The 24,569-nt window shown below is 69.4% G+C and carries 27 protein-coding genes; 19 read left to right on the top strand and 8 right to left on the bottom strand.

Going from position 1 to position 24,569, the window contains the following annotated elements; all coding sequences use genetic code 11:
• The first annotated feature begins 11 nt into the window (after window positions 1-11).
• From ACGFNP_RS51715 to ACGFNP_RS51685, 7 genes are all read left to right on the top strand, one after another.
• Window positions 12-2,429 (top strand): CaiB/BaiF CoA transferase family protein, encoded by a 2,418-nt coding sequence (locus tag ACGFNP_RS51715; protein WP_393330965.1) that lies wholly within the window; start codon window positions 12-14, stop codon window positions 2,427-2,429.
• Between the two features lie 2 nt (window positions 2,430-2,431).
• Window positions 2,432-3,220: a crotonase/enoyl-CoA hydratase family protein gene (locus tag ACGFNP_RS51710; protein WP_393330962.1), complete on the top strand. Its 789-nt coding sequence runs from the start codon at window positions 2,432-2,434 to the stop codon at window positions 3,218-3,220.
• Entirely contained in the window at window positions 3,217-4,377 is a 1,161-nt protein-coding gene (locus ACGFNP_RS51705; RefSeq protein ID WP_393330960.1) for a thiolase family protein, read from the top strand. Before ACGFNP_RS51710 ends, ACGFNP_RS51705 begins: the two co-directional genes overlap by 4 nt.
• A gap of 10 nt (window positions 4,378-4,387) precedes the next feature.
• Window positions 4,388-4,771, top strand: coding sequence for a Zn-ribbon domain-containing OB-fold protein (locus tag ACGFNP_RS51700; protein ID WP_393330957.1), 384 nt, complete (start codon window positions 4,388-4,390; stop codon window positions 4,769-4,771).
• A 30-nt stretch (window positions 4,772-4,801) separates the two neighbouring features.
• On the top strand, window positions 4,802-5,713 hold the full coding sequence (locus ACGFNP_RS51695; protein ID WP_393330954.1) for a LysR family transcriptional regulator: 912 nt from the start codon (window positions 4,802-4,804) through the stop codon (window positions 5,711-5,713).
• Window positions 5,714-5,904: 191 nt separating this feature from the next.
• Window positions 5,905-6,237 carry a hypothetical protein gene (locus ACGFNP_RS51690; protein WP_358319604.1) on the top strand — a complete coding sequence of 111 codons (333 nt, stop codon included), beginning with the start codon at window positions 5,905-5,907 and terminating at the stop codon, window positions 6,235-6,237.
• Entirely contained in the window at window positions 6,234-8,354 is a 2,121-nt protein-coding gene (locus ACGFNP_RS51685; RefSeq protein WP_393330950.1) for a carbon starvation CstA family protein, read from the top strand. The genes ACGFNP_RS51690 and ACGFNP_RS51685 overlap by 4 nt, the downstream gene beginning before the upstream one ends.
• A 239-nt stretch (window positions 8,355-8,593) precedes the next feature.
• Here ACGFNP_RS51685 and ACGFNP_RS51680 read toward each other — a convergent pair whose 3' ends face one another.
• Window positions 8,594-9,067, bottom strand: coding sequence for a hypothetical protein (locus ACGFNP_RS51680; protein WP_358319610.1), 474 nt, complete (start codon window positions 9,065-9,067; stop codon window positions 8,594-8,596).
• Between the two features lie 117 nt (window positions 9,068-9,184).
• Entirely contained in the window at window positions 9,185-9,622 is a 438-nt protein-coding gene (locus tag ACGFNP_RS51675) for a MarR family winged helix-turn-helix transcriptional regulator (RefSeq protein ID WP_358319613.1), read from the bottom strand.
• 147 nt (window positions 9,623-9,769) lie between these two features.
• On the opposite strand from ACGFNP_RS51675, the gene ACGFNP_RS51670 reads away from it, so the two are divergent.
• From ACGFNP_RS51670 to ACGFNP_RS51660, 3 genes are all read left to right on the top strand, one after another.
• Window positions 9,770-10,927 (top strand): serine hydrolase domain-containing protein, encoded by a 1,158-nt coding sequence (locus ACGFNP_RS51670; RefSeq protein WP_393330945.1) that lies wholly within the window; start codon window positions 9,770-9,772, stop codon window positions 10,925-10,927.
• 95 nt (window positions 10,928-11,022) lie between these two features.
• On the top strand, window positions 11,023-11,748 hold the full coding sequence (locus ACGFNP_RS51665) for a helix-turn-helix transcriptional regulator (protein ID WP_358319618.1): 726 nt from the start codon (window positions 11,023-11,025) through the stop codon (window positions 11,746-11,748).
• 94 nt (window positions 11,749-11,842) lie between these two features.
• Window positions 11,843-12,367: a hypothetical protein gene (locus ACGFNP_RS51660; protein WP_358319620.1), complete on the top strand. Its 525-nt coding sequence runs from the start codon at window positions 11,843-11,845 to the stop codon at window positions 12,365-12,367.
• Between the two features lie 22 nt (window positions 12,368-12,389).
• On the opposite strand, the gene ACGFNP_RS51655 is transcribed toward ACGFNP_RS51660, so the two are convergent.
• Window positions 12,390-13,334 carry an acyltransferase domain-containing protein gene (locus tag ACGFNP_RS51655; protein WP_393330941.1) on the bottom strand — a complete coding sequence of 315 codons (945 nt, stop codon included), beginning with the start codon at window positions 13,332-13,334 and terminating at the stop codon, window positions 12,390-12,392.
• A gap of 201 nt (window positions 13,335-13,535) precedes the next feature.
• Here ACGFNP_RS51655 and ACGFNP_RS51650 point away from each other — a divergent pair, with 201 nt between their 5' ends.
• Window positions 13,536-14,951, top strand: coding sequence for a non-reducing end alpha-L-arabinofuranosidase family hydrolase (locus ACGFNP_RS51650; RefSeq protein WP_393330938.1), 1,416 nt, complete (start codon window positions 13,536-13,538; stop codon window positions 14,949-14,951).
• Between the two features lie 4 nt (window positions 14,952-14,955).
• Here ACGFNP_RS51650 and ACGFNP_RS51645 read toward each other — a convergent pair whose 3' ends face one another.
• Entirely contained in the window at window positions 14,956-15,564 is a 609-nt protein-coding gene (locus ACGFNP_RS51645; protein WP_393330935.1) for a flavin reductase family protein, read from the bottom strand.
• Between the two features lie 71 nt (window positions 15,565-15,635).
• Here ACGFNP_RS51645 and ACGFNP_RS51640 point away from each other — a divergent pair, with 71 nt between their 5' ends.
• Together ACGFNP_RS51640 and ACGFNP_RS51635 are read left to right on the top strand one after the other, a co-directional pair.
• Entirely contained in the window at window positions 15,636-16,214 is a 579-nt protein-coding gene (locus ACGFNP_RS51640; protein WP_393330933.1) for a chloramphenicol phosphotransferase CPT family protein, read from the top strand.
• Window positions 16,211-16,609: a hypothetical protein gene (locus ACGFNP_RS51635; RefSeq protein WP_358319635.1), complete on the top strand. Its 399-nt coding sequence runs from the start codon at window positions 16,211-16,213 to the stop codon at window positions 16,607-16,609. Before ACGFNP_RS51640 ends, ACGFNP_RS51635 begins: the two co-directional genes overlap by 4 nt.
• Before the next feature lie 129 nt (window positions 16,610-16,738).
• Here the strand turns inward: ACGFNP_RS51635 and ACGFNP_RS51630 are convergent, their stop codons facing one another.
• Window positions 16,739-16,984 (bottom strand): hypothetical protein, encoded by a 246-nt coding sequence (locus tag ACGFNP_RS51630; RefSeq protein ID WP_393330929.1) that lies wholly within the window; start codon window positions 16,982-16,984, stop codon window positions 16,739-16,741.
• A 4-nt stretch (window positions 16,985-16,988) separates the two neighbouring features.
• Between ACGFNP_RS51630 and ACGFNP_RS51625 the strand changes: the two genes are divergently transcribed.
• Together ACGFNP_RS51625 and ACGFNP_RS51620 are read left to right on the top strand one after the other, a co-directional pair.
• Entirely contained in the window at window positions 16,989-17,954 is a 966-nt protein-coding gene (locus ACGFNP_RS51625; RefSeq protein ID WP_358319640.1) for a PASTA domain-containing protein, read from the top strand.
• Entirely contained in the window at window positions 17,951-18,550 is a 600-nt protein-coding gene (locus ACGFNP_RS51620) for a hypothetical protein (protein ID WP_358319642.1), read from the top strand. Before ACGFNP_RS51625 ends, ACGFNP_RS51620 begins: the two co-directional genes overlap by 4 nt.
• A 4-nt stretch (window positions 18,551-18,554) precedes the next feature.
• Here the strand turns inward: ACGFNP_RS51620 and ACGFNP_RS51615 are convergent, their stop codons facing one another.
• Window positions 18,555-18,860: a hypothetical protein gene (locus ACGFNP_RS51615; protein ID WP_393330924.1), complete on the bottom strand. Its 306-nt coding sequence runs from the start codon at window positions 18,858-18,860 to the stop codon at window positions 18,555-18,557.
• Window positions 18,861-18,952: 92 nt separating this feature from the next.
• Here ACGFNP_RS51615 and ACGFNP_RS51610 point away from each other — a divergent pair, with 92 nt between their 5' ends.
• Entirely contained in the window at window positions 18,953-19,519 is a 567-nt protein-coding gene (locus tag ACGFNP_RS51610; RefSeq protein ID WP_358319647.1) for a carboxymuconolactone decarboxylase family protein, read from the top strand.
• Window positions 19,520-19,607: 88 nt separating this feature from the next.
• Complete coding sequence (locus ACGFNP_RS51605; RefSeq protein ID WP_393330921.1) at window positions 19,608-20,402, top strand: maleylpyruvate isomerase N-terminal domain-containing protein; 795 nt, start codon at window positions 19,608-19,610, stop codon at window positions 20,400-20,402.
• Between the two features lie 49 nt (window positions 20,403-20,451).
• Here ACGFNP_RS51605 and ACGFNP_RS51600 read toward each other — a convergent pair whose 3' ends face one another.
• Both ACGFNP_RS51600 and ACGFNP_RS51595 read right to left on the bottom strand, forming a co-directional pair.
• Entirely contained in the window at window positions 20,452-21,348 is an 897-nt protein-coding gene (locus ACGFNP_RS51600) for a sugar phosphate isomerase/epimerase family protein (RefSeq protein ID WP_393330919.1), read from the bottom strand.
• 9 nt (window positions 21,349-21,357) lie between these two features.
• Entirely contained in the window at window positions 21,358-23,472 is a 2,115-nt protein-coding gene (locus tag ACGFNP_RS51595) for a PQQ-dependent sugar dehydrogenase (RefSeq protein ID WP_393330916.1), read from the bottom strand.
• Between the two features lie 226 nt (window positions 23,473-23,698).
• Here ACGFNP_RS51595 and ACGFNP_RS51590 point away from each other — a divergent pair, with 226 nt between their 5' ends.
• Together ACGFNP_RS51590 and ACGFNP_RS51585 are read left to right on the top strand one after the other, a co-directional pair.
• Window positions 23,699-24,079, top strand: a complete 381-nt coding sequence (locus ACGFNP_RS51590; RefSeq protein WP_393330914.1) for a hypothetical protein — start codon at window positions 23,699-23,701, stop codon at window positions 24,077-24,079.
• On the top strand, window positions 24,076-24,540 hold the full coding sequence (locus ACGFNP_RS51585) for a hypothetical protein (RefSeq protein WP_393330911.1): 465 nt from the start codon (window positions 24,076-24,078) through the stop codon (window positions 24,538-24,540). The genes ACGFNP_RS51590 and ACGFNP_RS51585 overlap by 4 nt, the downstream gene beginning before the upstream one ends.
• Window positions 24,541-24,569: the final 29 nt, after the last annotated feature.

Genomic DNA, 24,569 nt, shown 5'->3' with positions numbered 1-24,569 from the left:
GGTGATTCACCATGCCCGCGATCAGGGGCCTTCCCCTCGCCGGCCTCCGGGTCATCGACCTGGCGGACGGCAAGGCCGAGATGTGCGGCCGGTACCTCGCCGACCTCGGAGCCGACGTCATCCGCGTCGAGCCACCCGGGGGCGCGCCCACCCGCCGGCGGGAACCGCTCCACGACGGCGTGAGCCTCTACTTCGCCACGCACAACGCCAACAAGCGCGGCATCACCCTGGACCTGAGCGACCCCGCAGGCCGTTTCGGGCTGCTCGACCTGGCGGCGGGCGCGGACTTCCTCATCGAGACCGAACGGCCCGGCACCCTCGACCGGCTCGGCCTGGGCGTGGACACGCTGCTCGCCCGTAATCCGGCGCTGGTCGTCGTCTCGATCACCGACTTCGGGCAGACGGGACCGTACCGGGACTGGACCGGCACCGACTGGACGCACCTGGCGCTCGGCGGGGTGCTGTCGCGTTCGGGCATCCCTGGCCGGCGGCCGGTCATGCCGCCGGGGCCGCTGGCCTACGAGTCGGCGGCGATCCAGGCCGCGTGGGCGGCCCTGCTGGCGTACCTGAACCGGTTGGAGACCGGGCGCGGCGATCACGTCGACTGCTCGGTGTACGAGATGACCGCCCAGGCGCTGGACCCCGGCTTCGGCATCGGCGGCTCGGCCACCGGCGGCGTCCCGGCCACCAAGCTGCCCCGCGGCCGCCCGGACGCGGGCAACCTGTACCCGATCTTCCCCTGCGCGGATGGGTATGTGCGGATCTGCGTGCTGGCCAGGCGGCAGTGGCGCGGGATGTTCGGCTGGCTCGGCCAGCCCGAGGAGTTCGCCGACCCCAAGTACGACTCGATCGCCGCCCGGTTCGGGGCCACCGAGCGGCTGCACGCCCTGATCGGCGCGCTGTTCAGGGACCAGACCAAGGACGAGCTGGTGGCGCGCGGCCAGGAGCTGGGCGTGCCGATCGCGGCGCTGCTCGATCCGGGCGAGGTGCTGGCCGGCCCGCACTTCCTGGCCCGCGGCGGGCTGCTCGACGCGGAGGTCGCGCCCGGGCTCACCGGGCGGGTGCCGTCCGGGTACGTCGAGGTGAACGGTGTACGCGCGGGATTCCGGCACCGGGCTCCCGAGGTGGGCGAGCACGACGACGAGGTGTCCGCCGAGCCACCCCGCGCGAGGATCACCAAGCCCACCGAGCCCGCGGGCCCGCGGCGGCCGCTTGACGGGATCCGCGTGCTCGACCTCGGTGTCATCGTGGTCGGGGCCGAGCTGGGGCGGCTGCTCGCCGACCAGGGCGCCGAGGTCATCAAGGTCGAGAGCCGGGCGTACCCGGACGGCAGCCGCCAGTCGCTGACCGGCGAGGCCATGAGCGTCGGCTTCGCCTGGGGTCACCGCAACAAGCTCAGCGCCGGCATCAACCTCCGCTCCCCGGAGGGCCTGGAGCTCTTCAAGCGGTTCGCCAAGGAGTCGGACGTCATCCTGTCCAACTTCAAGCCCGGCACGCTGGAGTCCCTGGGCCTGGGCTACGACGTCATCAGCGAGCTGAACCCGCGCATCATCATGGCCGACAGCAGCGCCCTGGGCTCAACCGGGCCGTGGAGCAGGCGGATGGGCTACGGCCCGCTCGTCCGCGCCGGCACCGGGGTCACCGGGCTCTGGCGCGACACCGACGTCGAGGCCGGGTTCTGCGACGCCATCACGATCTTCCCCGACCACATCGCCGCCCGCGTCGGCGCGGTCGCCGTGGCCGCCGCGCTGATCGAACGCCGGCGTACCGGGAAGGGCGGCACGATCAGCGTCTCCCAGGCCGAGACCATCCTCACCCAGTTGTCCACCGGCTTCCTGCGCGAGTCGCTGGAGCCCGGCTCGTTCACCGCCCACGGCAACAGGGGCGAGTGGGACGCGCCCCAGGGCGTCTACCCGTGCGCGGGCGACGACGAGTGGTGCGTGGTGAGCGTCGAGGACGACGAGCAGTGGCGCGGCCTGTGCGCCGTCATCGGCCGCGCCGACCTGCGCGCCGACGCCCGGCTGGGCGACGCGGCCGGCCGGCGCGCGCACCGCGACCTCGTGGACGCGGCCGTGACCGCGTGGACGACCGGCACCCCGCCGCGCGAGGCCATGGAACGGCTGCAGGCGGCCGGAGTGCCCGCCGGGATGATGCGGCGCGTCACCGAGTACCTCGACGATCCCCAGCTCACGGCCCGTGGATTCCTGCGCGAGACGCATCACCCGACCATCGGCCACGCGTTGCGCACGGAGAACGCCCCGGCCACGTTCCGGGGGGTCGCCGACCCCGAGCTACGGCCGGCGCCGCTGGCCGGGGAGCACACCCGGATGCTGGCCGCCAAGCTGCTCGGCCTGGCCGAGTCCGAGATCCAGGCGCTCATCGAAGCGGGCGTGCTGGAGGAACCAACCATGCAGAACGAGAGGAACTGACCGTGGGTGAGCCCGCCGCGCTCGTCGAGCGCCGCGACCACATCATGTTGATCACCTTGAACCGTCCCGAGGTGCGCAACGCCGTCAACGCCGACCTGACCCGCGCCGTCGGCGAGGCTCTGGACGAGGCCGACGCCGACTCCTCGGTACGTGCCGTGGTGCTGACCGGAGCCGGGGACAAGGCGTTCTGCGCCGGCGCCGACCTGAAGGCGGTGGCCCGCGGCGAGTTCTCCACCCAGGGGTTCAAGCCGCACTGGGGCTTCGCCGGATGCGTCACGCACCCCATCGCCAAGCCGGTCATCGCCGCCGTCAACGGGTTCGCGCTGGGTGGCGGCACCGAGATCGCCCTGTGGGCCGATCTGGTGGTGGCCGCCGAGACGGCCGCGTTCGGGCTGCCCGAGGTCAAGCGCGGCATCATCGCGGGCGCGGGCGGCGCGTTCCGGCTGGCCGCGCAGTTGCCCGCCAAGGCCGCCATGGAGATCCTGCTGACCGGTGAGCCCGTGAGCGCCGCCGACGCCCTGCGGCTCGGCCTGATCAACCGGGTGGTACCGCCGGACCAAGTCGTACCGGCCGCGCTGGCCCTGGCCGAGACGATCAGCGCGAACGCGCCGCTGTCCGTTCAGGCCAGCAAGCGGATCGCGCGGGGCATCTCCGACGGCACGGTCCCGTCGGAGCAGGCCGCCTGGGAGCGGACCGCCGCCGAGACCGCCGCGATCATGCGGTCGGCGGACGCGAAGGAGGGGCCGCGCGCCTTCGCCGAGAAGCGCGCCCCGGTTTGGGAGGGACGATGAACCGCGCACCTGTCATCGCCGGTCTCGGCATCACCGAGATGGGCAAGGTCTACGGCCGCAGCGCGCCCGAGTTCGCCGCCGACGCCGTACGCCGCGCCGCCGCCGACGCCGGGCTGGACCTGCACCAGGTGGACGGCTTGCTGACCAACACCGGCATCACCGGCGACGTCGGCCTGTCCCTCCAGCGCGACCTCGGGCTGCGCCACCTGCGCCTGTTGTCGGAGGTGCAGGGGTACGGCTCGTCGGCCGGGGCCATGGTGCAGTACGCCGCCATGGCCGTCTCCTCCGGCATGGCCGACGTCGTGGCCTGCGTGTTCGCCGACGCTCCGCTGAAGGACAGGTCGATGGGCGGCGGCGCCGCCTACGCCGGCGCGCGGACCCTGACCGGCTGGCAGGGCATGGCCGCGGCCTCCGGCATCTACAGCGCCAACAGCATGTACGCGCTGGCCGCCCGCCGGCACATGGCGACGTACGGCACCACCAGCGAACAACTCGGACACATCGCCGTCGCGCAACGTGCCTGGGCGGGCCGGAACCTGCTGGCACAGCTGCGCACCCCGATCACCCTTGAGGACCATCAGAGCTCCCGGTGGATCGCCGAGCCCTTCCACCTCCTCGACTGCTGCCTGGTCAGCAACGGCGGCGTCGCGGTGATCGTCACCTCCGCCGACCGGGCCACCGACCTCGCCCAGCCCGCCGTGCACATCCGTGGCTGGGGACAGGCGCACCCCGGGTACGTCATGGGCAAGGACAGCGAGTTCGGGCTGGTCAGCGGTGCCGCCCTGTCGGGTCCCACGGCGCTGAAGATGGCCGGGATCACGATCGCCGACATCGACGTCGCCGAGCTGTACGACTGCTACACCTACACCGCGCTCATCTCCCTGGAGGACTACGGCTTCTGCGCCAAGGGCGAAGGCGGCCCCTTCGTCGCCAGTGGGGTGCTCGGGCCGGAGGGCAGCCTCGCGGTCAACACCGGTGGCGGGCAGCTGTCCTCGTACTACATGTGGGGGATGACCCCGCTGTCGGAGGCCGTCATTCAGGCCCGCGGCCAGGGCGGCGACCGGCAGGCCCCGCGCAACGACATGGTGCTGGTCAGCGGCAACGGCGGCGTCCTCGACCATCACTCCACCCTCATCCTCAGCCCGCACGCGCGATAGGAGCACGCCGATGCCCGTGGGAACCGTCCACCGCGACGCCGCCACCGCCGAGTTCTTCGACGGCACCGCGCGCGGCGAACTGCTGATCAGGCGCTGCGAGGAGTGCCGCGGCCCCGCCGCGCCGCAGGCCCGCACCTGCCCGCACTGCGGCTCGCCCGCCCTGTCCTGGGCTCCCGCCGCCGGGACCGGCCAGGTCGTGAGCTGGTCCGTGGTGCATGCCAAGGGAGCCCCGCCCACCGTGGTCGCGATCGTCGAGCTGGACGAGGAGCCGTGGATCCAGGTCCAGATCAACGGCGTCGCGCCCGAGGAGGTGCACGGCGGTATGCGGGTGCGCGTCGCCTTCGAACGGCCCGAGGGGGGTGAGGCAATCCCCGTGTTCCGGCCCGCGAACTGATCGCCGGGGGCCGCCGCTACCCTGAGCTGGATGGACATCCAGCAGCTCCGCTACTTCGTGGCCGTGGCCGAGGAACTCCACTTCGGCCACGCCGCCGAACGGCTGCACGTGACGTCCTCCCCGCTCAGCCGCCGCATCCGGGAGTTGGAGAAGGAGCTCGGCAAGGACCTGTTCGACCGTGGCTACCACCAGGTCGAGCTGACCGCCTTCGGACGGGCGTTCCTGGAGCCCGCCCGCGACGTGCTGGCCCGCTTCGACGCGCTGGCGGACGTCGCGGCCGGACCCGCCGCCGACGCCGACGTCATGCGCGTGGGGGCCACGCCGCTCGCCCCCACCCAGGTCCTGGATTTGGTGCTGGAGACGTTCGAGCAGGTGAGCCCCGGGATCGAGCTGCCGGTGAGCCTGGAGCCGTCGGCGGGGCTGCTCGCCCTGCTGGCGACGCACAAGCTGGACATCGCCGTCGTCCACCTGCCTGTGGACGCACCCGGCCTCGACAGTCTCGCCCTCGCCGAATACCGCTTCGCCATCGCCATGCGTGCCGACGACCCGCTCGCCGGTTATGCCCGGCTCACGCTCAGTGACCTGGCCGACCGGCAGTTGCTGCTCACCTCGTTCAAGGTGCACCCGACGGTGATGAAGGGACTGCGCGATCACCTGCGCGAGGGCGGGGTTTCTCGGATCCGGGAGTTGCCGCACAGCGACGTCGTGCAGATCGCCGCGCACGTCACCCACTCGCGCGCCCTGTCCCTGACCACGCCCAGCACGATCGCGGGCCGCATCCTCGCCGAGACCGGGCTGGTCCTCGTGCCGCTGGATGACCAGGACCTGCACTTCCGGCTCGGCATCGTCTGGCCCGCGAGCGCGGCGGCTCGCGGCGGTCCGCTGGCGAACGTCATCGCCGCCCTGCGCGAACGCGCCGGCGACTCGCTCACCTTCCTCTGATCACCGCGTTCACCATTAGGCGCCCGGGCGGACGATCATCACGACGACCGGCGGACCGTGGATCGTGGGTTCGTGTTGCCTCCGCCCTACCACGCTGACCTGCTGATTGGTTGGCTCTGGCACATTGACGCGGCGTTTCGGCCACATGTGCCTGGGTAGCGTCCGGGATACCTGGGATGCAGGAGCCGCGGATGTCCAGGATCACGCTCACAACCGCCGCCCGTGAAGCGCTGCGCACCGATGAAGTGGTCTTCTTCGACTGGCATGCCACCGGCCTGTGCTGTGCGAGCGCCGGAGAGTTCTCGATCCGGCCACTGCGGCGGTCCAGTCTGCCCCGGCGGGCGCGGCCGCTGGAGACGGATCTGGTTTACGCCCATCCCATCGCCTGGGTACATCTCGCCGACCTGCTGGTCACGGTCGACTGCCGCCCGATGTGGCGTTGGCGACACTTCACGACCGATCTGCCACCGGACGCGGGACTGCGATGCTGCCTGGGCCGGCCCGTGTGGGGAGGCAACCGGTGAAAGCCCGTTCCATCATCATCTGGACGTTGGTCGCCGCCATCGGCGCTATGGGATGGGGAGTGCTCGCCCTGTCCCGAGGCGAGAACGTCAACGCGGTTTGGCTGTTGGCCGCGGCGCTCGGCTCCTACGCCATCGCCTACCGCTTCTACGCCCGGTTCATCCTGCACAAAGTGCTGGGCGCGGACAGCCGCCGGGCCACTCCTGCCGAGCGGCTCAACAACGCCATCGACTACCACCCCACGGACCGACGGATCCTGTTCGGCCACCACTTCGCCGCCATCGCCGGAGCCGGGCCACTGGTGGGACCGGTACTGGCGGCCCAGATGGGCTACTTGCCAGGCACCATCTGGATCGTCGCCGGCGTGATCTTCGCTGGGGCCGTGCAGGACATGGTGATCCTGTTCTTCTCCATGCGGCGTGACGGCAAGAGTCTGGGGCAGATGGCTCGCGAGGAGATCGGCCCGGTAGGCGGTGCGGCGGCGCTCGTCGCCGTCTTCGCCATCATGATCATCTTGCTGGCTGTGCTGGCGCTGGTCGTGGTGGGCGCCCTGGCCAAATCCCCTTGGGGCGTCTTCTCTCTCGCGATGACCATCCCGATCGCCCTGTTCATGGGGTTCTACATGCGCACGATCCGGCCCGGCCGGGTTGTGGAGACCACCCTGATCGGCGTCGGGATGCTGATTCTGGCGATCGTGGCCGGCGGCTGGATCCAGGAGTCGAGTTGGGCGGCCACGTTCACGCTGAGCCAGTCATCGCTGGCGCTGTGGCTGATCGCCTACGGCTTCGTCGCCGCGGTGCTGCCCGTGTGGATGCTGCTGGCACCCCGTGACTACCTGTCCACGTTCATGAAGATCGGCACCATCGTGCTGCTCGCCATCGGCGTGGCCATCACCCTGCCCCCGTTGAAGAACACCGCGTTCACCGCGTTCGCCTTCAACGGCAAGGGGCCGGTTTTCGCGGGGTCGCTGTTTCCTTTCGTGTTCATCATCATCGCCTGCGGAGCCTTGTCGGGATTCCACTCGCTGATCGCCTCCGGCACGACGCCCAAGATGATCCAGAAGGAGACCCAGGTCCGGATGATCGGTTACGGCGCCATGCTCATGGAGTCGTTCGTCGCCGTCATGGCCATCACCGCGGCCTCTCTGCTGAGCCCCGGGCTGTATTTCGCGATGAACTCCCCGGCGGGGGTCGTCGGCGCCACCGTCCAGTCCGCCTCGCAAGCGGTCAGCAACATGGGCTTCGTCATCACGCCCGAGCAGTTGCAGGCGGAGGCGCAAGCCGTACAAGAACAGACATTGATCGCGCGGACCGGGGGCGCGCCCACTCTGGCCGTCGGCATCTCGCAGATCTTCTCGGGCTTCCTCGGAGGAGCCGCGTTGAAGGCGTTCTGGTACCACTTCGCGATCATGTTCGAGGCGCTCTTCATCCTCACCACAGTGGACGCCGGGACCAGGGTGGGCCGCTTCATGCTCCAGGACACGCTGGGCAACCTGTGGAAGCCCATCGGCCGAGTGAGCTGGTGGCCCGGACTGACGGCGGTCAGCGCGGTGGTCGTGGGCGCCTGGGGATACTTCCTCTACCAAGGCGTCAACGACCCGCTCGGCGGCATCAACCAGCTCTTCCCGCTCTTCGGCATCGCCAACCAGTTGCTCGCCGCCGTGGCACTGACCGTCGCCACCACGCTGTTGATCAAGAGCGGGCGGCTCAAATGGGCGTGGGTGACCGCGATACCACTCGCCTGGGACACGGCGGTCACCCTGACCGCGAGCTACGAGAAGGTCTTCTCCAGCGATCCGACGCTCGGCTTCTTCGCACAGCGCACCCGCTTCCAGGGGGCGCTGGATCAGGGGCAGGTGCTGGCTCCGGCCAAGACCGTCGACGCGATGCGGCAGATCGTGGTCAATTCCACCGTCGACGGGATCCTCGCCGTGCTGTTCGCCATCCTGATCATCATCGTGATCGTGGACGCCATACGGGTGTGGGTGAAGGCGATCAAGGCCAAGGAGCCGCTGCCGAACACCGAGACGCCGTTCGAAGAGTCCAAGCTCCTCGCGCCGGCTGGGCTCATCGCCACCCGCGAGGAACGCCGACAGATGGCCACGGCGGAAGGCAGGTAGCCGCTCACTCTCCGAATGGCGGACATTGCCGGGATTCCGGGCAGACTCCGGTTGTGCGCTCCGGACGGGTTCGCGTCGTCGGAGTCACCCAGATATGTCGGCCGTGCTGTCGTTGCCTTGGCCTCGGACCCTGACCGGGCGCGGTGGAACCAGCGGTCTGTCAGCTCCGCTCAGCTCGCGGACGAGTACGGGTTCACCGACCTCGATGGCTCCCAGCCTGATAGCTGGGAGCTGTAGGTTCACCGGTAGGCGCCCGGGCGGACGATCATCATGACGACGACGGCCGCCCACAGCAGGTTGTAGATCCCGGCGAGCATGGAGAGCGTGCGCAGCGCTTTGGCGTTGCCGGGCTCGGCCAGTGCGTCGCGCTGGCGTGGATAGATCTGCACGGCCAGCAGGCCGCCCGCGGCGGCGGTGAGAATCATGGAGAGGTTGATCCAGATCTCCCCCATCCTGCCCTGGACGACGGCCAAGGCGATCCCGACCACGGGCACGACGAGGCCGAAGACGCTGTAGCCCCGGGTGATGCGGTGCAACATGACGGCCACGGCCCGGTTCCGTTCTTCGGAAAGCGGCGCGTCGCCTGGGGCGCCACCGGCGGGAACGCCGATGGCGAGCGGCGCGTACCGGGGAAACAGGCTCGCCGCGACGGCCGAGCCGCCCACGAGCACGATGCCCGCGAGCACGTGCAACGACAGCAGCAACTTTTCCACAGACCCTCCCCAGGGCAACCTTCAGGCAGCCTGAAGCCTAGCACGGAAGCTTCAGACAACCTGAAGGTTGCCTTTCGCGACGGGTCAGGAGGTGGCGGCACCGCCGAACGCAGCGGGTCAAGCCGGGGCGCTGCCGTCGAACGCGGCGCGTACAGCATCGGCGACCTGCCGTTGGATCGGGTCCGCGGCCGGGCCGAACAGCCGCTCGTCCACCTCCGCCACCACCTTCTTCGCCGCCTCCAGGAGGCGCGCGCCGTCAGGCGTGAGCTCGATCGTCGAAGCGGAGCCCGCGCGGGCGGTGTTGTCGCGCACCAGCCCGGCCCCGGCGAGCACCTTCACCGCCGTGTGGACGCTCTGGACCGTCGTCCCCGACATCCGCGCCAGATCGCTGAACGACACCCCGGGCACCCCGGCGATGTGACCGAGCAGGCCGAGCCGGCCGACCGTGAGATCGAGCGGCGCGAGAGCGGCCCCGAGCTCGGCCTCGATCCGACGCGCCAGCGTGAGCAGGACGATGGAGGGGCTGGTCGCGGGCGGGCTGTTCTCGATGGTCACCTCCCCAGTCTCCCCCACCGATCCGGCGGCACGACCTCGGTAGCGCTGGCTGTACCTCCGGACTCCAGTGCGCGGTATCGATCATGGAGGGGTCCCGCCGACATGCTTGGTGACATCGCAAACGAGCCACCGAGCAGGGAGCCCCCGATGTCGTACGCCACCGTAAAGTCCCCCTCCACCAAGCGTCGCGGCCGGCTGGCCCTGGCGGCGGTGGCCATCGCCGCGCTGAGCGGCCTCAGCCTGAACGCCGCGCCGGCGACCGCCGACTCCGCGGACACGGTGCAGCAGGCCCTGGACGGTCTGGTCGGCAAGGGCGGGTTCCCCGGCACGCTGGCCGCCGTGCGGGACGCCGACGGTCGTACCCGCGACTACACCGCCGGTGTGGGCGACCTGAAGACGCGGGACGAGGTGCCGGTCGACGGCCGGGTGCGGATCGCCAGCAACACCAAGATGTTCACCGCCGTGGTCGTGCTGCAACTGGTCGGCGAGGGCAAGATCGGGCTGGACGCCCCCATCGAGAAGTACCTGCCCAAGCTGATCCGCGGCAACGGCAACGACGGCCGCAAGATCACCGTCCGGCAGCTGCTCCAGCACACCAGCGGCCTGCACAGCTACACCGCGAACATGCCGCCGATCCTGGAGACCCGGCACAAGTACACCGAGCCTCGCGAACTCCTCGACACCGGGCTGGCGCACAAGCCGGACTTCGCGCCCGGCAAGAGCTGGCTGTACAGCAACACCGGCTATGTGGTGCTCGGCCTGCTCGTACAGAAGGTCACCGGCCGGCCGATCAGCGAGGAGATCACCAACCGGATCATCAAGCCGGTCGGGCTGCGCGACACCTACTGGCCGGGCATCGGCGAGCAGACCATCCGCGGCGCCCACCCCCACGGCTACACCCCTGACGAGAAGAAGAAGATGGTGGACATCACCGAGCTGGACCCGTCCTGGGGCTGGTCCGCCGGGCAGCTCATCGCCACCCCGAGCGACGTCAACCGCTTCCTGGCCGCGCTGATGGACGGCGAACTGCTCAAGCCGGCCCAGCTCAAGCAGATGAAGCAGACCATCAAGGCGCCCGGCCTCCCGTCCACCTGGACGTACGGGCTCGGCCTCGTCAAGATCAAGCTGAGCTGTGGCGAGCCCGCCTACGGCCACGGCGGCGACATCGACGGCTACGAGACCCGTACCGGCATCACCGAGGACGGCCGCGCCGCCACCGTCGCGGTCACCGCCCTTCCCACCTCGCAGGCCGGCGCCGAGCAGGTCAACGCCGCCCTCGACACCGCCCTCTGCGCTGCCAAGTAGCCCCCAAGCTTGCAGGTCGCGCGGCTAAGGTTTGCTCATTCGGATTGTGCGGATGATGCGAGCCCGCCGTTGCGTGAGGGCGGCGAAGGAGACGTGTGGACGAGAGCGAGTCGTTGATCCAGCTTGCCCATCGGCTGGAAGAGGTGGTGGGCGAGCTACGCGGCATCCCCGTCGACGTCGAACGGCTGGAGAACAGCGAATGCGTCCGGCTGCAGATCGGGCATGCCTCGCGCTCAGCCCGCGAACTGCGCGCCATGCACCCGGTGGGCTCGGCGGAGAAGGGGCGCGCGGAGCAGAAGAGCAGGCGCGACGTGCTCGACGCCCTGCGGGACGGCATGACGATGCGTACGATCATCCACACGAGCGTGCTGGACGACCCGCGCAAGGCGGCCCGGCTCAGGGAGCTGCACGCCGCCGGTGATCTCCACCGGGTCGTCGACGAGCCGATCCAGCAGTTGCTCATCTTCGACCGCACAGTGGCGTTCCTCCGCATCACCCCCGTCGCCTACTCGCCGGGTGCCCTGGTGATCAGGCAGCAGAGTCTGATCAGCACCCTCATCGACCTGTTCGAGCAGACCTGGACCAGGGCCAGGGAGGTCACCGAGCCGGCGCACCGGCTGAGCCCGCGCGAGCGTGAGGTGCTCGCCCTGATCGCCGAAGGGCGTACCAACAGCGCCGTCGCCCGCGCCCTGTCGGTCTCCGAGGCGGCCATCAACAAGCACATGGCCAGCGTGTTCACCAAGCTCGAGCTACCCGCGTCGGAGGACGACAACCGGCGGGTGCTGGCGGTGCTGGCGTATCTGCGCGGCACGGCGAAGTAGCGCCCCTCGTGGGTAGTGCCAGGTCTACCTTGTCCTCGCCCCAGCCCCCATGCGAACGGACTCCGGTACGCACTTCAATGGTGTCATGCAGCGAATGACTGGATTGCTGGTTGGCGCGGTCTTCGGCGCGGTCTTCGTCGTCGTCAACGCGCAGAGCCCGCTGAACACCTTGACCGCGAACCTCCTGCGGGTGGCCGCCTGCCTGGCGGCCGCGAGTGTTGTCGCCATGTGGATCATGACCGCCAGGAAGGAGCGGTCCGTCGGGGGCCCGCGACGGAACATGTTCGGCCGCGGTTACCTGATCATCGTGGCCGCCGAGGTGATTCTGCTCTTCGGCGGGATCCGGGTGCTGGCCGCCTGGGAACGCCCCGAACAGACCAACGTGGCCTGGGTGGCGTTCGTGGTCGGTGTCCATTTCATCGCGTTGGCGCCGATCTGGAAGGACTGGGGGATCGCCGTACCCGGTGTGGTGCTCACCCTGCTCGGCGCCGCCGGGCTCGTTCTGGCGTCGACGGCCGCCGTAGCCTGGGTGCCGCTCATCAGCGGTGTGCTGTCCGGCGTGGTGCTCCTGACCGGCGCCCTCACCTTCGGCTGGCGCGCGGTGGCCCGGCCGGCCTAGGTCGCTGGATGTCTCGGCCCGGCTAGATCGGGAAGCGGCCGCGACGGATGCGCCAGTGGCGGCCGGCCTTCAGGTGGTCGACGATCGCGCGCTGGAGCGCGGTGCGGCGCGGCAGCCGGTCGAGCGGCGTGGTCAAGGTGCGGAACACGAACCGCAGCACCTCGACGTCGGCGTCCTGTCCTTCCGGCTCCTCGTAGGGCTCCAGCTCGAACCTCCGCTGGAACCGGACGATGTTGGAGTCCCCTGGCAGGTACTCCAGTAGCTGCGGGTCGAGCAGCCACGAGCCGCAGGAGAACGCCGTGTAGCGCTCGTCGGGGAAATGGCGTGGGAAGAACGCGCGGGCCTCGTCGAGCGACGCCGCGACCGCCTCCGGGGTCATCGGCCCCGACTCAGGGATGTGCAGGTCGATGGTGGTGCCGCCGCGATGGTGCTGCAGCCGGCCCAGCTCGTAGATGGCGCCGCGCGCGTGCAGCGTCAGCCAGCTCTGCATGACCGGCCAGCCCTCGCGGTGCATCCGCCGGTCGATCGCGAGGTTGCGGCCCAGGTCCGCGAGGGTCGCCCACGACACGGCATCGGCGATGCCGTGGTCGCGGTGGTACCCCGTGACGACGTCGACCAGGGCCAGGTACGCGTACACGTAGAGATGCCGCCAGGCGGGGCCTCGTTCGCGCGGCAGCTCCGGACCGGGCGACAGCCAGCCGTGGCCCCCGAGATCGGCGCGGACCAGGGCGATCGAGCGGTCGAGCAGCCAGCGCAGCTCCGGAGTCCACAGTGGAGAGTCGGGGTCGGGCCAACCCGCCATGATCTCGGCGGCGTCGTCCGGCCGCACCGCGAGCCGGTCGAGGATCGCGGGCGCGTCGGCCTTGGCGGGCAGCGGAGCCGACGGCCGGTCGCCGGCGAGCCGGTGCACACGGTCGACATCCTCAACGGGTACCCCGAGCCGGGCGGCGGTGTCGTCCAGATCCACGCGGACGATCCTACGATCACCGGCAATTCCCCGCAGAAGTGAGACGGGACACCGGCGAACGCCTCATCCGAGAGGTGAAAGTTTCAGCGTCACAACGGCCCCACCGTGCGGGAATGGCCGCGCCTCGAAAGTTTCGCTTGATGGTCTGAAATCTTTCTGAGACGCTCAGCCATCGTCGGCCCCGCCCCCACGGAGGACGCAGTGCACCTCAACCGCACCCGGTTCTGGGCCATCGCGGCGGCCTTGGCCGCGATCGCCGCCGCACTCATCACCCCCACCGCCCAGGCCGCCCCGGGCTGCCGCATCACCTATACGGTGACCAGCCAATGGCAGAGCGGTTATGGCGCCAGTGTTAGCGTTACCAACCTGGGTGATCCGCTCACCAGCTGGAATCTGACCTGGTCGTTCACCGCCGGCCAGGCCATCACCCAGCTCTGGAACGGCACCTACACCCAGTCCGCCGCCCAGGTCACCGTCATCAACGCCGCCTACAACGGCTCTCTGGCCACCGGCGCCAGCACGTCGTTCGGCTTCAACGCCTCCTGGAACAACTCCGCCAACCCGGCGCCGACCGACTTCGCGCTCAACGGCACCACCTGCACCGGCAGCACGCCGACCCCGACGCCCACCCCGACGGTCACACCCACCGGCGGCACCGGCACGCTGCCCAGCAGCTTCCGCTGGCGCTCCGGCCCCGCGCTGATCGCCCCCAAACCGGACGCGAGCCACAACATCGCCGCCGTCAAGGACCCGTCGGTCGTCTACTACAACGGCCGCTGGCACGTCTTCGCCAGCACCGCGAACGCGAGCGGCTACAACATGGTCTACCTGAACTTCACCGACTGGGCACAGGCGGGCGCCGCCACGCACACGTATCTCGACCAGAGCGCGATCGGCACCGGCTACCGGGCGGCGCCCCAGGTGTTCTACTTCGCGCCGCAGAACAAGTGGTATCTGGTCTACCAGACCGGCAACGCCTCGTACTCGACCACCACCGACATCAGCAACCCGAGGTCGTGGAGCGCGCCGCAGAACTTCTACTCCAGCATGCCGGACATCATCCGCCAGAACATCGGCAACGGCTACTGGGTCGACATGTGGGTCATCTGCGACACGGTCAACTGCTACCTGTTCTCCTCCGACGACAACGGCCACCTCTACCGCTCCCAGACCACCGTGGCGAACTTCCCCAACGGCTTCACCAACACCGTCATCGCCATGCAGGACAGCAACAGGAACAACCTCTTCGAGGCCTCCAACGTCTACAAGATCAAGGGCACGAACCAGTACCTGCTGCTGGTGGAGGCCATCGGCAGCGACGGCCGGCGCTACTTCCGCTCCTGGACCTCGACCGCCATCACCGGCCCGTGGAGCCAACTCGCCGCGACCGAGAGCAACCCGTTCGCCCGCAGTACGAACGTCACCTTCGACTCCACCGCCTGGACCAAGGACATCAGCCACGGCGAGATGATCCGCGACGGCTACGACCAGACCCTGACCATCAGCCCGTGCCAACTCCGCTACCTGTACCAGGGCCTGGACCCGAACGCCGGCGGCGACTACAACTCGCTGCCCTGGAGACTGGCCCTGCTCACCCAGACCAACTCGACCTGCTGAGACGTCATTCGCCCCGCGGCTCCTCGTAGGGGATGCGGCTCAGGTGCATGATCTGGCCCAGCGTCCCCCACTCGTCGCCGCCGAGCTTGGTCAACGGGCGCAGCAGTTCGGCGTCAGGGCGCCCGTTGACGAGGTACTCCTCGTGCACCGCCGCGAGGAAGATCCTGCCGAAAACCATGGTGGAGTTGCCCATGCGCAGAGTGGTGTGCGAACGGCACTCCAGGACAACGGGAGCGCTGGCCACCCGGGGCGGGCGCACGTGACGGCTGGGTTCGCGTTCGATTCCCGCGGTGCCGAATTCGCTGACGATCCGCGGGAAATCGGTGGCGGTGTCGCGGATCAGGTGCAGATTCGGTTCGGAGCAGAAGTTGACGACGAACTCTCCGGTGTCCTCGACATTGCGCAGGGAGTCCTTGCGGCCGATCGAGGTGAACTGCACGATCGGCGGATCGGTGCTGGCGATGCTGAAGAAGGAGTGCGGAGCGAGATTGTCCACCGCTCCGTCGGGTGTGACGGTGGAGACCCACGCGATCGGGCGCGGAACGACGACCGAGGTCATGAACCGGTAGAAACCCGGCCCACCCAGAGCCTCGGGGTCGAAGTCAACGCGCATGCCGTTCAGTATCCATTCCGCTCACGCTGTGTAGTGACCGCCACGCGGCACAGCCGTGTCATCGTGTGAACATGGAACCGATCCCGCCGGCAAGAGGCTCCGGACGCGTCATCATCCTCAACGGAGCATCGAGCTCCGGGAAATCGACCCTGGCCAAAGCACTGCGGCAGGCGCTTGACGAGCCGTTCCTGTACGTCTCGTCCGACCAGTTCGTGGCGAGCGGAATGCTCCCCGACCGGCGCGACGAAGAAGGCCCCTTCTCCTGGTGGAACGAGATGCGGCCACGTTTCTTCAAGGGCTTTCACCAATGCCTGCCCGCCCTGGCCGGCGCGGGCAACGACCTGATCGTGGAGCACGTCATCGAATTCCGGGCCTGGCGTGAATCTCTTTCTCGCCTGTTGGCGGACTTCGACGTATTCCTCGTCGGAGTGCATTGCGACCTCGCGGAGATCGACCGGAGAGAACGCGAGCGAGGGGACCGCCGCATCGGCGAGGGCCGCTCGCACGTGGAGACCGACGGCATACACACGTTCGGCCCCTATGACTACGAGGTGGATACCAGTGACGGGATTTCAACCGCGCTCACCCGGTCCGTGGTGACCGCCTGGCACTCAAGAGGCACGCAACGCGTGCTACGGTCCCAAGTGTGACGGAGTCGATCCTGTCAAATTCGGCTGCTGCTCGTAATCGACGTCGGATTCTCTGGGCGGATTCAGTTTCCGCGATCCTGCTCATTGGAACCGGGGTTTTATTTCTGGCCAGCCGCCACACGGCAGCAGGCGGCTACCTGTCAACTGCAACGGGCCTGATCTCGCAGGCTTGCGCTGTAGGCGCTGCGGTCCTGTTGATCGCGGGACTCTGGCGGCGGCCGGATGCGCGACTGTCTCTGCTCAGTCCGATCCTTGACGAACGTGAAAACCCTGAACGACTGGTTGCGCAGCGGGTGATGCAAGCACTGGACTGGAAACTGGCGGTGCTCCGCACTGCCATGGGCATCATTATTCTGCAGGCGACCCTGATGGGCTTATCTATAGTTCTGCCGTAAGCCAATGAGCCGCCATCACCACCTGTAACGAAATCGTCACTCTTCCGAATTGAGTAGTGACCTACTCATGTCCTGGCCGGACGGCGTGCCTAGCGTCGAGGCTGATGTCAGGGAGGTGGCGATGCGGGCCTACGCGGTTGCCGCGAGCGTGATGGTGCTGATGGCCGCGATCCTGATCGGGCTGGTGAGCCCGGCGACGGCCACGAGCCTGATCAGGCCGACGAGCCCGGCGATGGCCGGAGCCGCGGCGCCGTCAGGCGAGCCGGTGGTAGGCGGGTCGGTGACGCCGACGGCCTCATCGTCCTGCCCGACGCTCGACGAGTGGAACAGCGAGACGCATGACGGCACCCACGCGGCATCCGTGCCGAACGTCATGGGAATGACGCGGGAGAACGCGAAAGCCACCCTGGCGCAGGCCGGTTTCGACACGGAGGCGACGCCTTCCGACGCGGCGGCCGACTGGACGGTGACCGACCAGACCCCCACGAGCGAGGAGCTCGCGAACTGCGGCTCCACCGTGACCATCGACCTGGAAGCGCCGACCGTGGAGGTCCCGGACGTCGTCGGCGACCCGCTCGATCAAGCGGAACAGGAGGTACGGGACCAAGGGCTCGTCTCCTCCGTGGCCCAGGGAGAGGCCGCCGAACCGCGCGTGGTGGACTCCCAGGATCCCGCCGCCGGGACGCGGGTGCCGAAAGGCAGCACCGTAACGCTGCGCCTGCGTCCCCCCACGCCGGTGTCCCCGACTCCCGAACAAGTCACGGTCCCCGACCTGAGCGGGCTCAGCGCGAGCGCGGCGAGACGGCGGGTCCAGGAGCGAGGGCTCACGCTCGTCATCGGCAGCGGCGACTCCGGCAACGTGAGCGAGCAGGAGCCGGCCGCGGGCAGCCGCGTCGAACGGGGTAGCTCCGTCACCGTCACCCTGACACCGGTCACCGGGCCGACCGACCCCGCGAGCCCAGAGGTCACCCCGACCGACACCGACGAGTCGCCGGAGGCAGGCGCCATCGACACCGACAAGACGGGCTCGTCGAGCACGCCACTGCCCGGCTTGCTGGTGGTCGTGCTCGTGGCGGCGGCCGTCCTGGTCTGGGCGCTACGCCGCGCCCGCCGCGGGCGGGGGACGCCCGCGATGGCCGCAGCATCCGCGATGACGGACATGACCGCGACCACCGTCATGCCGTCAACGTCCGCGACACCGCCGGCGCCCTCAGTCGTCTGCGTGCCGTACGCCGACCTCTCGCCCCACCTGGAGCTCCGCGAGCTGGTGGCCCCCTCGCTCAGCCTCGACTTCGTCTGCCATCACGACCAGGGCCGCCAGGAGATCAGGGAGATCGTACGGTGACCGTTACCTTCACCACCCACCCCAGCACCGCCGACCTGCTGCTCTACGCCGATCCGCGACAAGCGGCCCAGGAGCTGTCGCAGGCCGTGGACGCCCACCGGGTACTCGACGAGATCACCCGGCAGGCCCAGGCGCCGCCCGGCGAGCTGCTGCACAAGGCCGCGGAGGCGGGCGCCACACTGCTGGGCGGCATCGACGTGGGCTCGGTGCTGCTGGGCGGCTGGGCGAAATACCGCAGTCTGCGCGCCGCGGCCCGCAAGACCTTGGACAACCCGGGCATGGGGCTCATGGTGCCGCTGGCCGAGCATGAGATCGTCTCGCACCACGAGCCCTATGTCGAGGTGCAGGTCAACGGCCAGCCCGTGGGGCGGGTGACGTTCGGGATAGACCTGATCCTGCATCTGACGATGGTGACCGCGAGTGTCCGGGCCGGTCGGCTGATGCGCCTGACCGGGGGCGCCTGCACGGCCGCCATCGCCTGCAAGATCCACGGCGTCGAGGTGGCCAGAAAGGACTTCGAGCTGGTCACACTGCCGATCAACCGCGACCTCGGAGAGGGTTTTCCCCTGCTCCCCGAGGCGCGGATGGCGAGCTGACCGGTCAGTCGAAGGTCTCGTGGGTGGTGTCCGGGATGTCGTCGTCCAGCTCGACGCATACCCGATCGATCGTCCCGGTGAAGGGGAAGCCACGCGGGTAGTCCCAGCTCACCGGCGACAGGGCGTCACGGCCCAGCACCAGGCCCTGCCAGCCGATCAGGTATCGCGCGGTCGTGATCGGCTCCTTGCCGCCGGCGGGACGGCCGTCGACGGCGGCGGCGACGCCCTGGCGGGGACCGGTCTTCGTGAAGATCATCGACAGGACGCGGTCACGTACCGCCATCTGGTAGCCGCCGTACGCCGAATCCACCTTTTTCGTTACATCGGGTCGGGACCTTGGCTTCTGTTCCCGGTTCATCGATCATTTCGTGACGCTTACCAATCACCCAGCCGGAGGCACCAATGGCGAGACTCAGCCTCATCAACCCTGACGACGCGACCGGCGACGCGGCCAAGACGCTCGCGGCCCTGCCGGTCAAGCTCAACATCTTCCGCATGCTGGCGCACGCGGAGTCGTGCGTGGTCCCGCAGGTTCGACTGGGCCAGGCCATCCTCAGCAGCCTCGACCTCGGGCACCGGCTTCGTGAACTGCTGATCCTGCTCGTGGCCCAGGTCGAGGGCGGCGCCTACGAGTGGCGGCAGCACGTGCCGATCGCCCTGGGAGTCGGCGTGCCGCAGGCGCAGATCGACGCGATCGAACGGCTGGATCTCGGTAGCGACGCCTTCGACGACGCCGAGCGTGCGCTGCTCGCGTTCGGCAGGCAGGTGATCGAGACCGTCCGGGTCGAGGAGAGCGTGTTCACGGCGGTTCGGGGGCACTTCTCCGAGCGGCAGATCGTCGAGGCGATCCTGGCGATCGGCTTCTACATGACCATGGCCCGCCTGACCGAGGCGACGGAGACCGACCTCGACCCGGCCTCGGGAATGACCGTGTTCGACTCCCTTCAGCCCCGGGACGCGTCCGCGTGAACCGATCGGGAATTATCGGCGGGCTCGACCGGCTGAGCTTGTCGACATCTCCGGCACGGCACCTCTTACCCTCCCTTTGGAGCCGAACATGACCGATCGCGCCGACCAGATCATCGACGCTCTGCGCAGCGGACACGATCACCTGGCCGCTCTCGTACGCGGCCTCGCGCCCGACGACCTCACCCGGCCGTCCGGAGCGGCGGAATGGGACGTGTCACAGGTACTCAGCCACCTGGGCAGCGGCTCGGAGATCAACCTGGCCAACCTGGAGGCCTCGCTGAGCGGCACCGCCGCCCCGGACGGGGACTTCAACAAGACGGTCTGGGCCCGCTGGGACGCGATGTCCCCGGCCCAGCGGGCCGAGGGCTTTCTGGCCGCCAGCGAGGCGCTGGTCAGCCGCTACGAGAGCCTCGACGCGCAGACGAGACAGGACCTGCGGATCAAGCTCGGCTTCCTGCCCGTCCCCGTGGACGTCGCGACCGCGGCGGGCCTGCGGCTCAGCGAGTTCGCCCACCACTCGTGGGACGTCGAGGTCGCCTTCGACCCGGCGGCGGCCCTGGCCCCGGCCGCGACCGAACTGCTCCTCGACCAGGTGGGCCTGCTCATCCACTTCATCGGCAAGGCCGACGGCCTTGGCGGCCGCCGGGGCAGCCTGGCCATCCGGACCACCTCACCCGAGCGCTCCTTCGGGCTCGACGTGGCTGACAAGGTCAGCCTCATCGACGAGCCCGCCCAGCCCGACGCCGTTCTCAGCGCGCCGGCCGAGTGGTGGCTGCGGCTCACCACCGGCCGTCACTCCCCCGAGCACACGCCGGACGTCGTGACGCTCACGAGCCAGACCCTCACCCTGGACGACCTGCGCCGGGTCTTCCCCGGCTTCTGAGACCGGCCCGCCGAGCCCGGCCCAAACGCCGGGCTCGGTGGCGTGGTCCCTAGAAGCGCACCCTCCGCAGGTAGCGGTAGCCGACCTCCGTGGTACGCCGGGGAGTCACGTCCGGGGTGTCGTTCTCCACGATGTACTCCTTCACCCGGTGCGCGTCGAAGATCCGCCGGAAGTCGATGGTCCCGGTGCCGAGGTCGGCCATGTCACCGTTGAGGTCCCGGTCCTTGACGTGGAACTGCAGCACGCGCTGCGGCGCCCTGCGGATGACGTCGAGCGTGAAGCGCACCGGGTCGGCGACGCCGCGCCCGATGCCGCCGGTGACCGCCCAGTAGATGTCGATCTCCAGATGGACCAGGCGCGGATCGAGCTCGGACGTGAGCACGTCCCACGGCGTCCGCCCGCCGCCGAGGTCGGTCGTGAACTCGTGGGCGTGGTTGTGGTAGCCGTACCGCAGCCCGGCCGAGCGGGCGGCCGCCGCCTCGACGTTCATGCGCTCGGCCCATGCCTTCCACTCGTCCTCGCTGGTGGAGTTCAGGTAGGGCACGATCATGAAGGACTGGCCGAGGGTCAGCGCGTTGCTGATCTTCGTGTCCAGCCCGGCGGCGTCGGTGGTGAGGCCGTCGTGGCTGGAGCTGGCCCGGATGCCGATCCCGTCGAGGAACTCACGGAGCTGTTGTGCCGTACGGCCGAAGTAGCCGAGCGCGAGCTCGACCTTCGGATAGCCGATCTCGGCCAGGTAGGCGAGGGTGGTGTCGTAGTTCTGGGAGAGGTCGTCGCGGACCGTCCAGAGCTGGATGCTGATCTGGTCGGGAGGGACGCGGTGACCGCCGTTGCCGCGCGGGGTCGCCGCGGCGGCGGGCGTGGCGGCGGCGGCCAGGGCGCCCGCCCCGAGTCCGAGGCCCGCGGCGAGCAAGGACCGCCTGCTGGGGCCGTACCCGTAACACATGGGGATCTCCTAACGTGTGGGCTGGAGTACGACCTGGTCGCTGCCGGTCAGCGGGGGCAGGTCAGCACCGCCGGGGTCGGTGTAGCCGGCGACGAAGACGCCGGTGAGGTGGTCGGTCTCGGGGTCGTGCCCGCTCGGCTCGGTGGTCTGGATGGAGCCCGTGCAGCCGCGCGCCGTGGTCTGCGGATGGCCGTGGTCGTCGTGGCCGAGGATGTAGTCCACGGTCACGTTGGCGCAGTCCACCGGCTGGTCGTCGGCGATCCGCACCTCGAACTCGACGACGTCGCCGAAGTGGAACGCCTGCCCCTCGGCGGGCCGGATCAGCTCCACGACGGGCGCGGCGTTGCCGACCACGATCCGCACCGACGTCGCCGCGGACATGCCGGCGTTGTCAGTGACCTTGAGCGTGGCGTTGTAGAGGCCGTTCGCCTGGTACGTGTACGACCCCTCGGGGCTGCGGGAGTCGACCGTGCCGTCGGCGTTGAAGTCCCAGGCGTAGCGGAGCCGGTCACCGTCGGGGTCGGTCGTACCGGCGCTGGTGAAGCGGACGGTGAGCGGCGCGTGGCCGCTGGTCACCGACGCCGCGGCGGCCGGGATGGGAGTGTGGTTGCCGGTGTAGCCGATGTAGTCGTAGCGCGCGAGCTGGGCGTCCGGGTTCTCCTGGAAGTAGCCGTCGCCGTACTCCAGCACGTAGAGCGCGCCGTCCGGACCGAACTCCATGTCCATCGGGTTGTCGAAGACGAACGACGGCAGCACGTCCTCGATCCGTCCGTCACGGTGGAACGCCTTGACGTAGTCACGGGTCCACTCGTAGAAGAGCGGGACACCGTCGAAGTACTTCGGCCACGCCACCGGAGCGCGCCCGTGCGTGGTGCGCGGGTCGAAGTGGTACGCCGGGCCGGCCATCGGGCCGATGCCGCCGGTGCCCAGCGCCGGGAACTCCGCCGATGGCCCGTAGGAGTACCACACGTCCGGCTGCGCCACCGGCGGCAGCTTGCGCAGGCCGGTGTTGTGCGGCGACGCGTTGACGGGTGCGGCGCAGTCGAACTTCGCGCCTGACGCGCCGGTCGCGAAGTCGTAGTCCACGTATGGGAGTCGCGCCGTCGCGCAGTAGGGCCAGCCGTAGTTGCCGGCCTTGCGGATCAGCGCCCATTTGCCGGTCCCCGCCGGACCGCGCAGGGGATCGGCCTCTCGCGCGTCGGGCGAGTAGTCGCCGACGTAGAGGTCCCCGGTGGACCGGTTGACCTCGATGCGGAAGGGATTGCGCAGGCCCATCGCGTAGATCTCCGGCCGGGTGCCCGCTGTGCCGGACGGGAAGAGGTTGCCGCGGGGGATCGTGTAGGAGCCGTCCGGGCGCACCTTGATGCGAAGGACCTTGCCGCGCAGGTCGTTGGTGTTGCCGGCGCTGCGTTGGGCGTCGAAGGCGGGGTTCCGGTCGGGGCGCTCATCGAGCGGGGCGTAGCCGTCGGAGGAGAACGGGTTCGTGTCGTCGCCGGTCGACAGGTAGAGGTTGCCGGCGGCGTCGAAGACGATGTCCCCGCCGACGTGGCAGCAGATGCCGCGATCCACCGGCACGTCGAGAACGCGCTGCTCGGTGCGGAGATCGATGGTGGCGCCGGTGAAGCGGAACCGGGACAGCCGGATCAGCCCCTTGAAGGGCGCGAAGTCCGCCGGTGTGCCGGTGAACGGGGCGTCGCCCTCGTTGACGTCCGGCGTCGCCGGGTCGTCGATCGGGGTGTCGAGCGGCGGGGAGTAGTAGAGGTAGACCCAGTCGTCCGCCTTGGAGCCCTTGCCGAAGCCGGTGCTGAGGGCGATGCTCTGCAGCCCCTCCTCGTCGTGCCGGTAGACGTCGAGCCGGGCGGCCTGCGTGTTGAGGCCGGTCTTCGGATCATGTAACCAGACGACACCGGTCCGGGTGGTGTGCAGGACCCTCGAATCCGGTAACACCGCCAAGTCCATCGGCTCGCCCGGATTGTCGTTCAGTGTCACCTTCTGGAACTGGTCGTCGGGCGGCGGAGCCACAGCGGCGGCGCTCCCAGCGGCGCTCCCGGTGGCGTTCGCGACGGCGGCCGGCATGAGGATCGCCGCAGCGGTCAGGGCGGCGATTGCGGTTCTCGTTCTCATGCCTCTCCCTTCGGTCGACTCGGGGGACAAGAGAGGGCAAAGTAACGTGAATGTAACCCGACTTACGCCGATTGAGGAGGACCTAATCACGCACGATCATTCAGCTTTCGTCTTTTTTCGTACTAAGCATCGTTTCTCACCTGATCTTCATGATTCATCGAGATCCATCTGAGACGACTCGGACAACGTTGAGGCCACTGAGAACCCCTCGTACCGGATGGCCCGCATGAAACCAAGCAAGATCAGGATCGCCCTGGCGGTGATCGCCACGGCGGTCTCCCTGACCGCCTGCACCTCGACGACGGACCAGACCACCTCCGCCGGCGTGAGCACGTCCAGCGCGAGCGCGTCCGCCCCGGCGGGGACGGCTTCGGCGGGGACAGCTTCGGCGGGGAAGGTTTCGGCGAACACCGCCGACGAGGCCCAGATCACCGCCGCGCTCGGGTCCGCCGGAGTGACCAACCCCGAGCGGTGGGCCAGAGAGGTCATGGAATACCGGCCCTACGCCGCCGACGACAACGACCTCACGTCGCTGCGGCAGAACCTGGCCAAGTACAACCCCGGCCAGGACACGGTTGACAAGATCGTCTCGGCGCTGACGCCATGACGGTGCGCAGAGGGCTCCTGGCCCTGGTTCTCATCAGCATCATGGGCGCCGCCGCGGAGCTCGCCGCCGAACGCCACTGGCAGACCTTGGAGCAGTTACTCCCTTGGGGAGCGCTGGCCGTGCTCACGCTCGCGCTGGCGATGCTCGCCGTCGGCCGGCCTCAGGGAGCGGTGACCACGGTGCGGGTGCTCGCGCTGGCCGTGCTGCTGGTGGCGGCGTTCGGCGTGTACGCCCACGTGTCCGCCAACTACGACGCGGGCCTGCTCGACCAGCGCTACGCCGACACGTGGGACGCCCTGTCCCCGCTGACCCAATGGTGGTACGCCGTCAGCAAGTCGGTCGGCGCCGCGCCACCCCTGGCGCCCGGCATGCTCGCCCAGAGCGCGCTCCTCCTCTTGCTGGCCACCCTGACCCGCACCCGCACGAACGCCGATACGCCGGCCCCGGTGCCGAACCGGTAACCAGGACACGACACGCGCACGCTCCGTTA

This window comes from Nonomuraea sp. NPDC049269, assembly GCF_043197155.1.
Classification (GTDB): Bacteria; Actinomycetota; Actinomycetes; order Streptosporangiales; family Streptosporangiaceae; genus Nonomuraea.
This window is presented reverse-complemented; position numbering and strand designations above follow the sequence as displayed.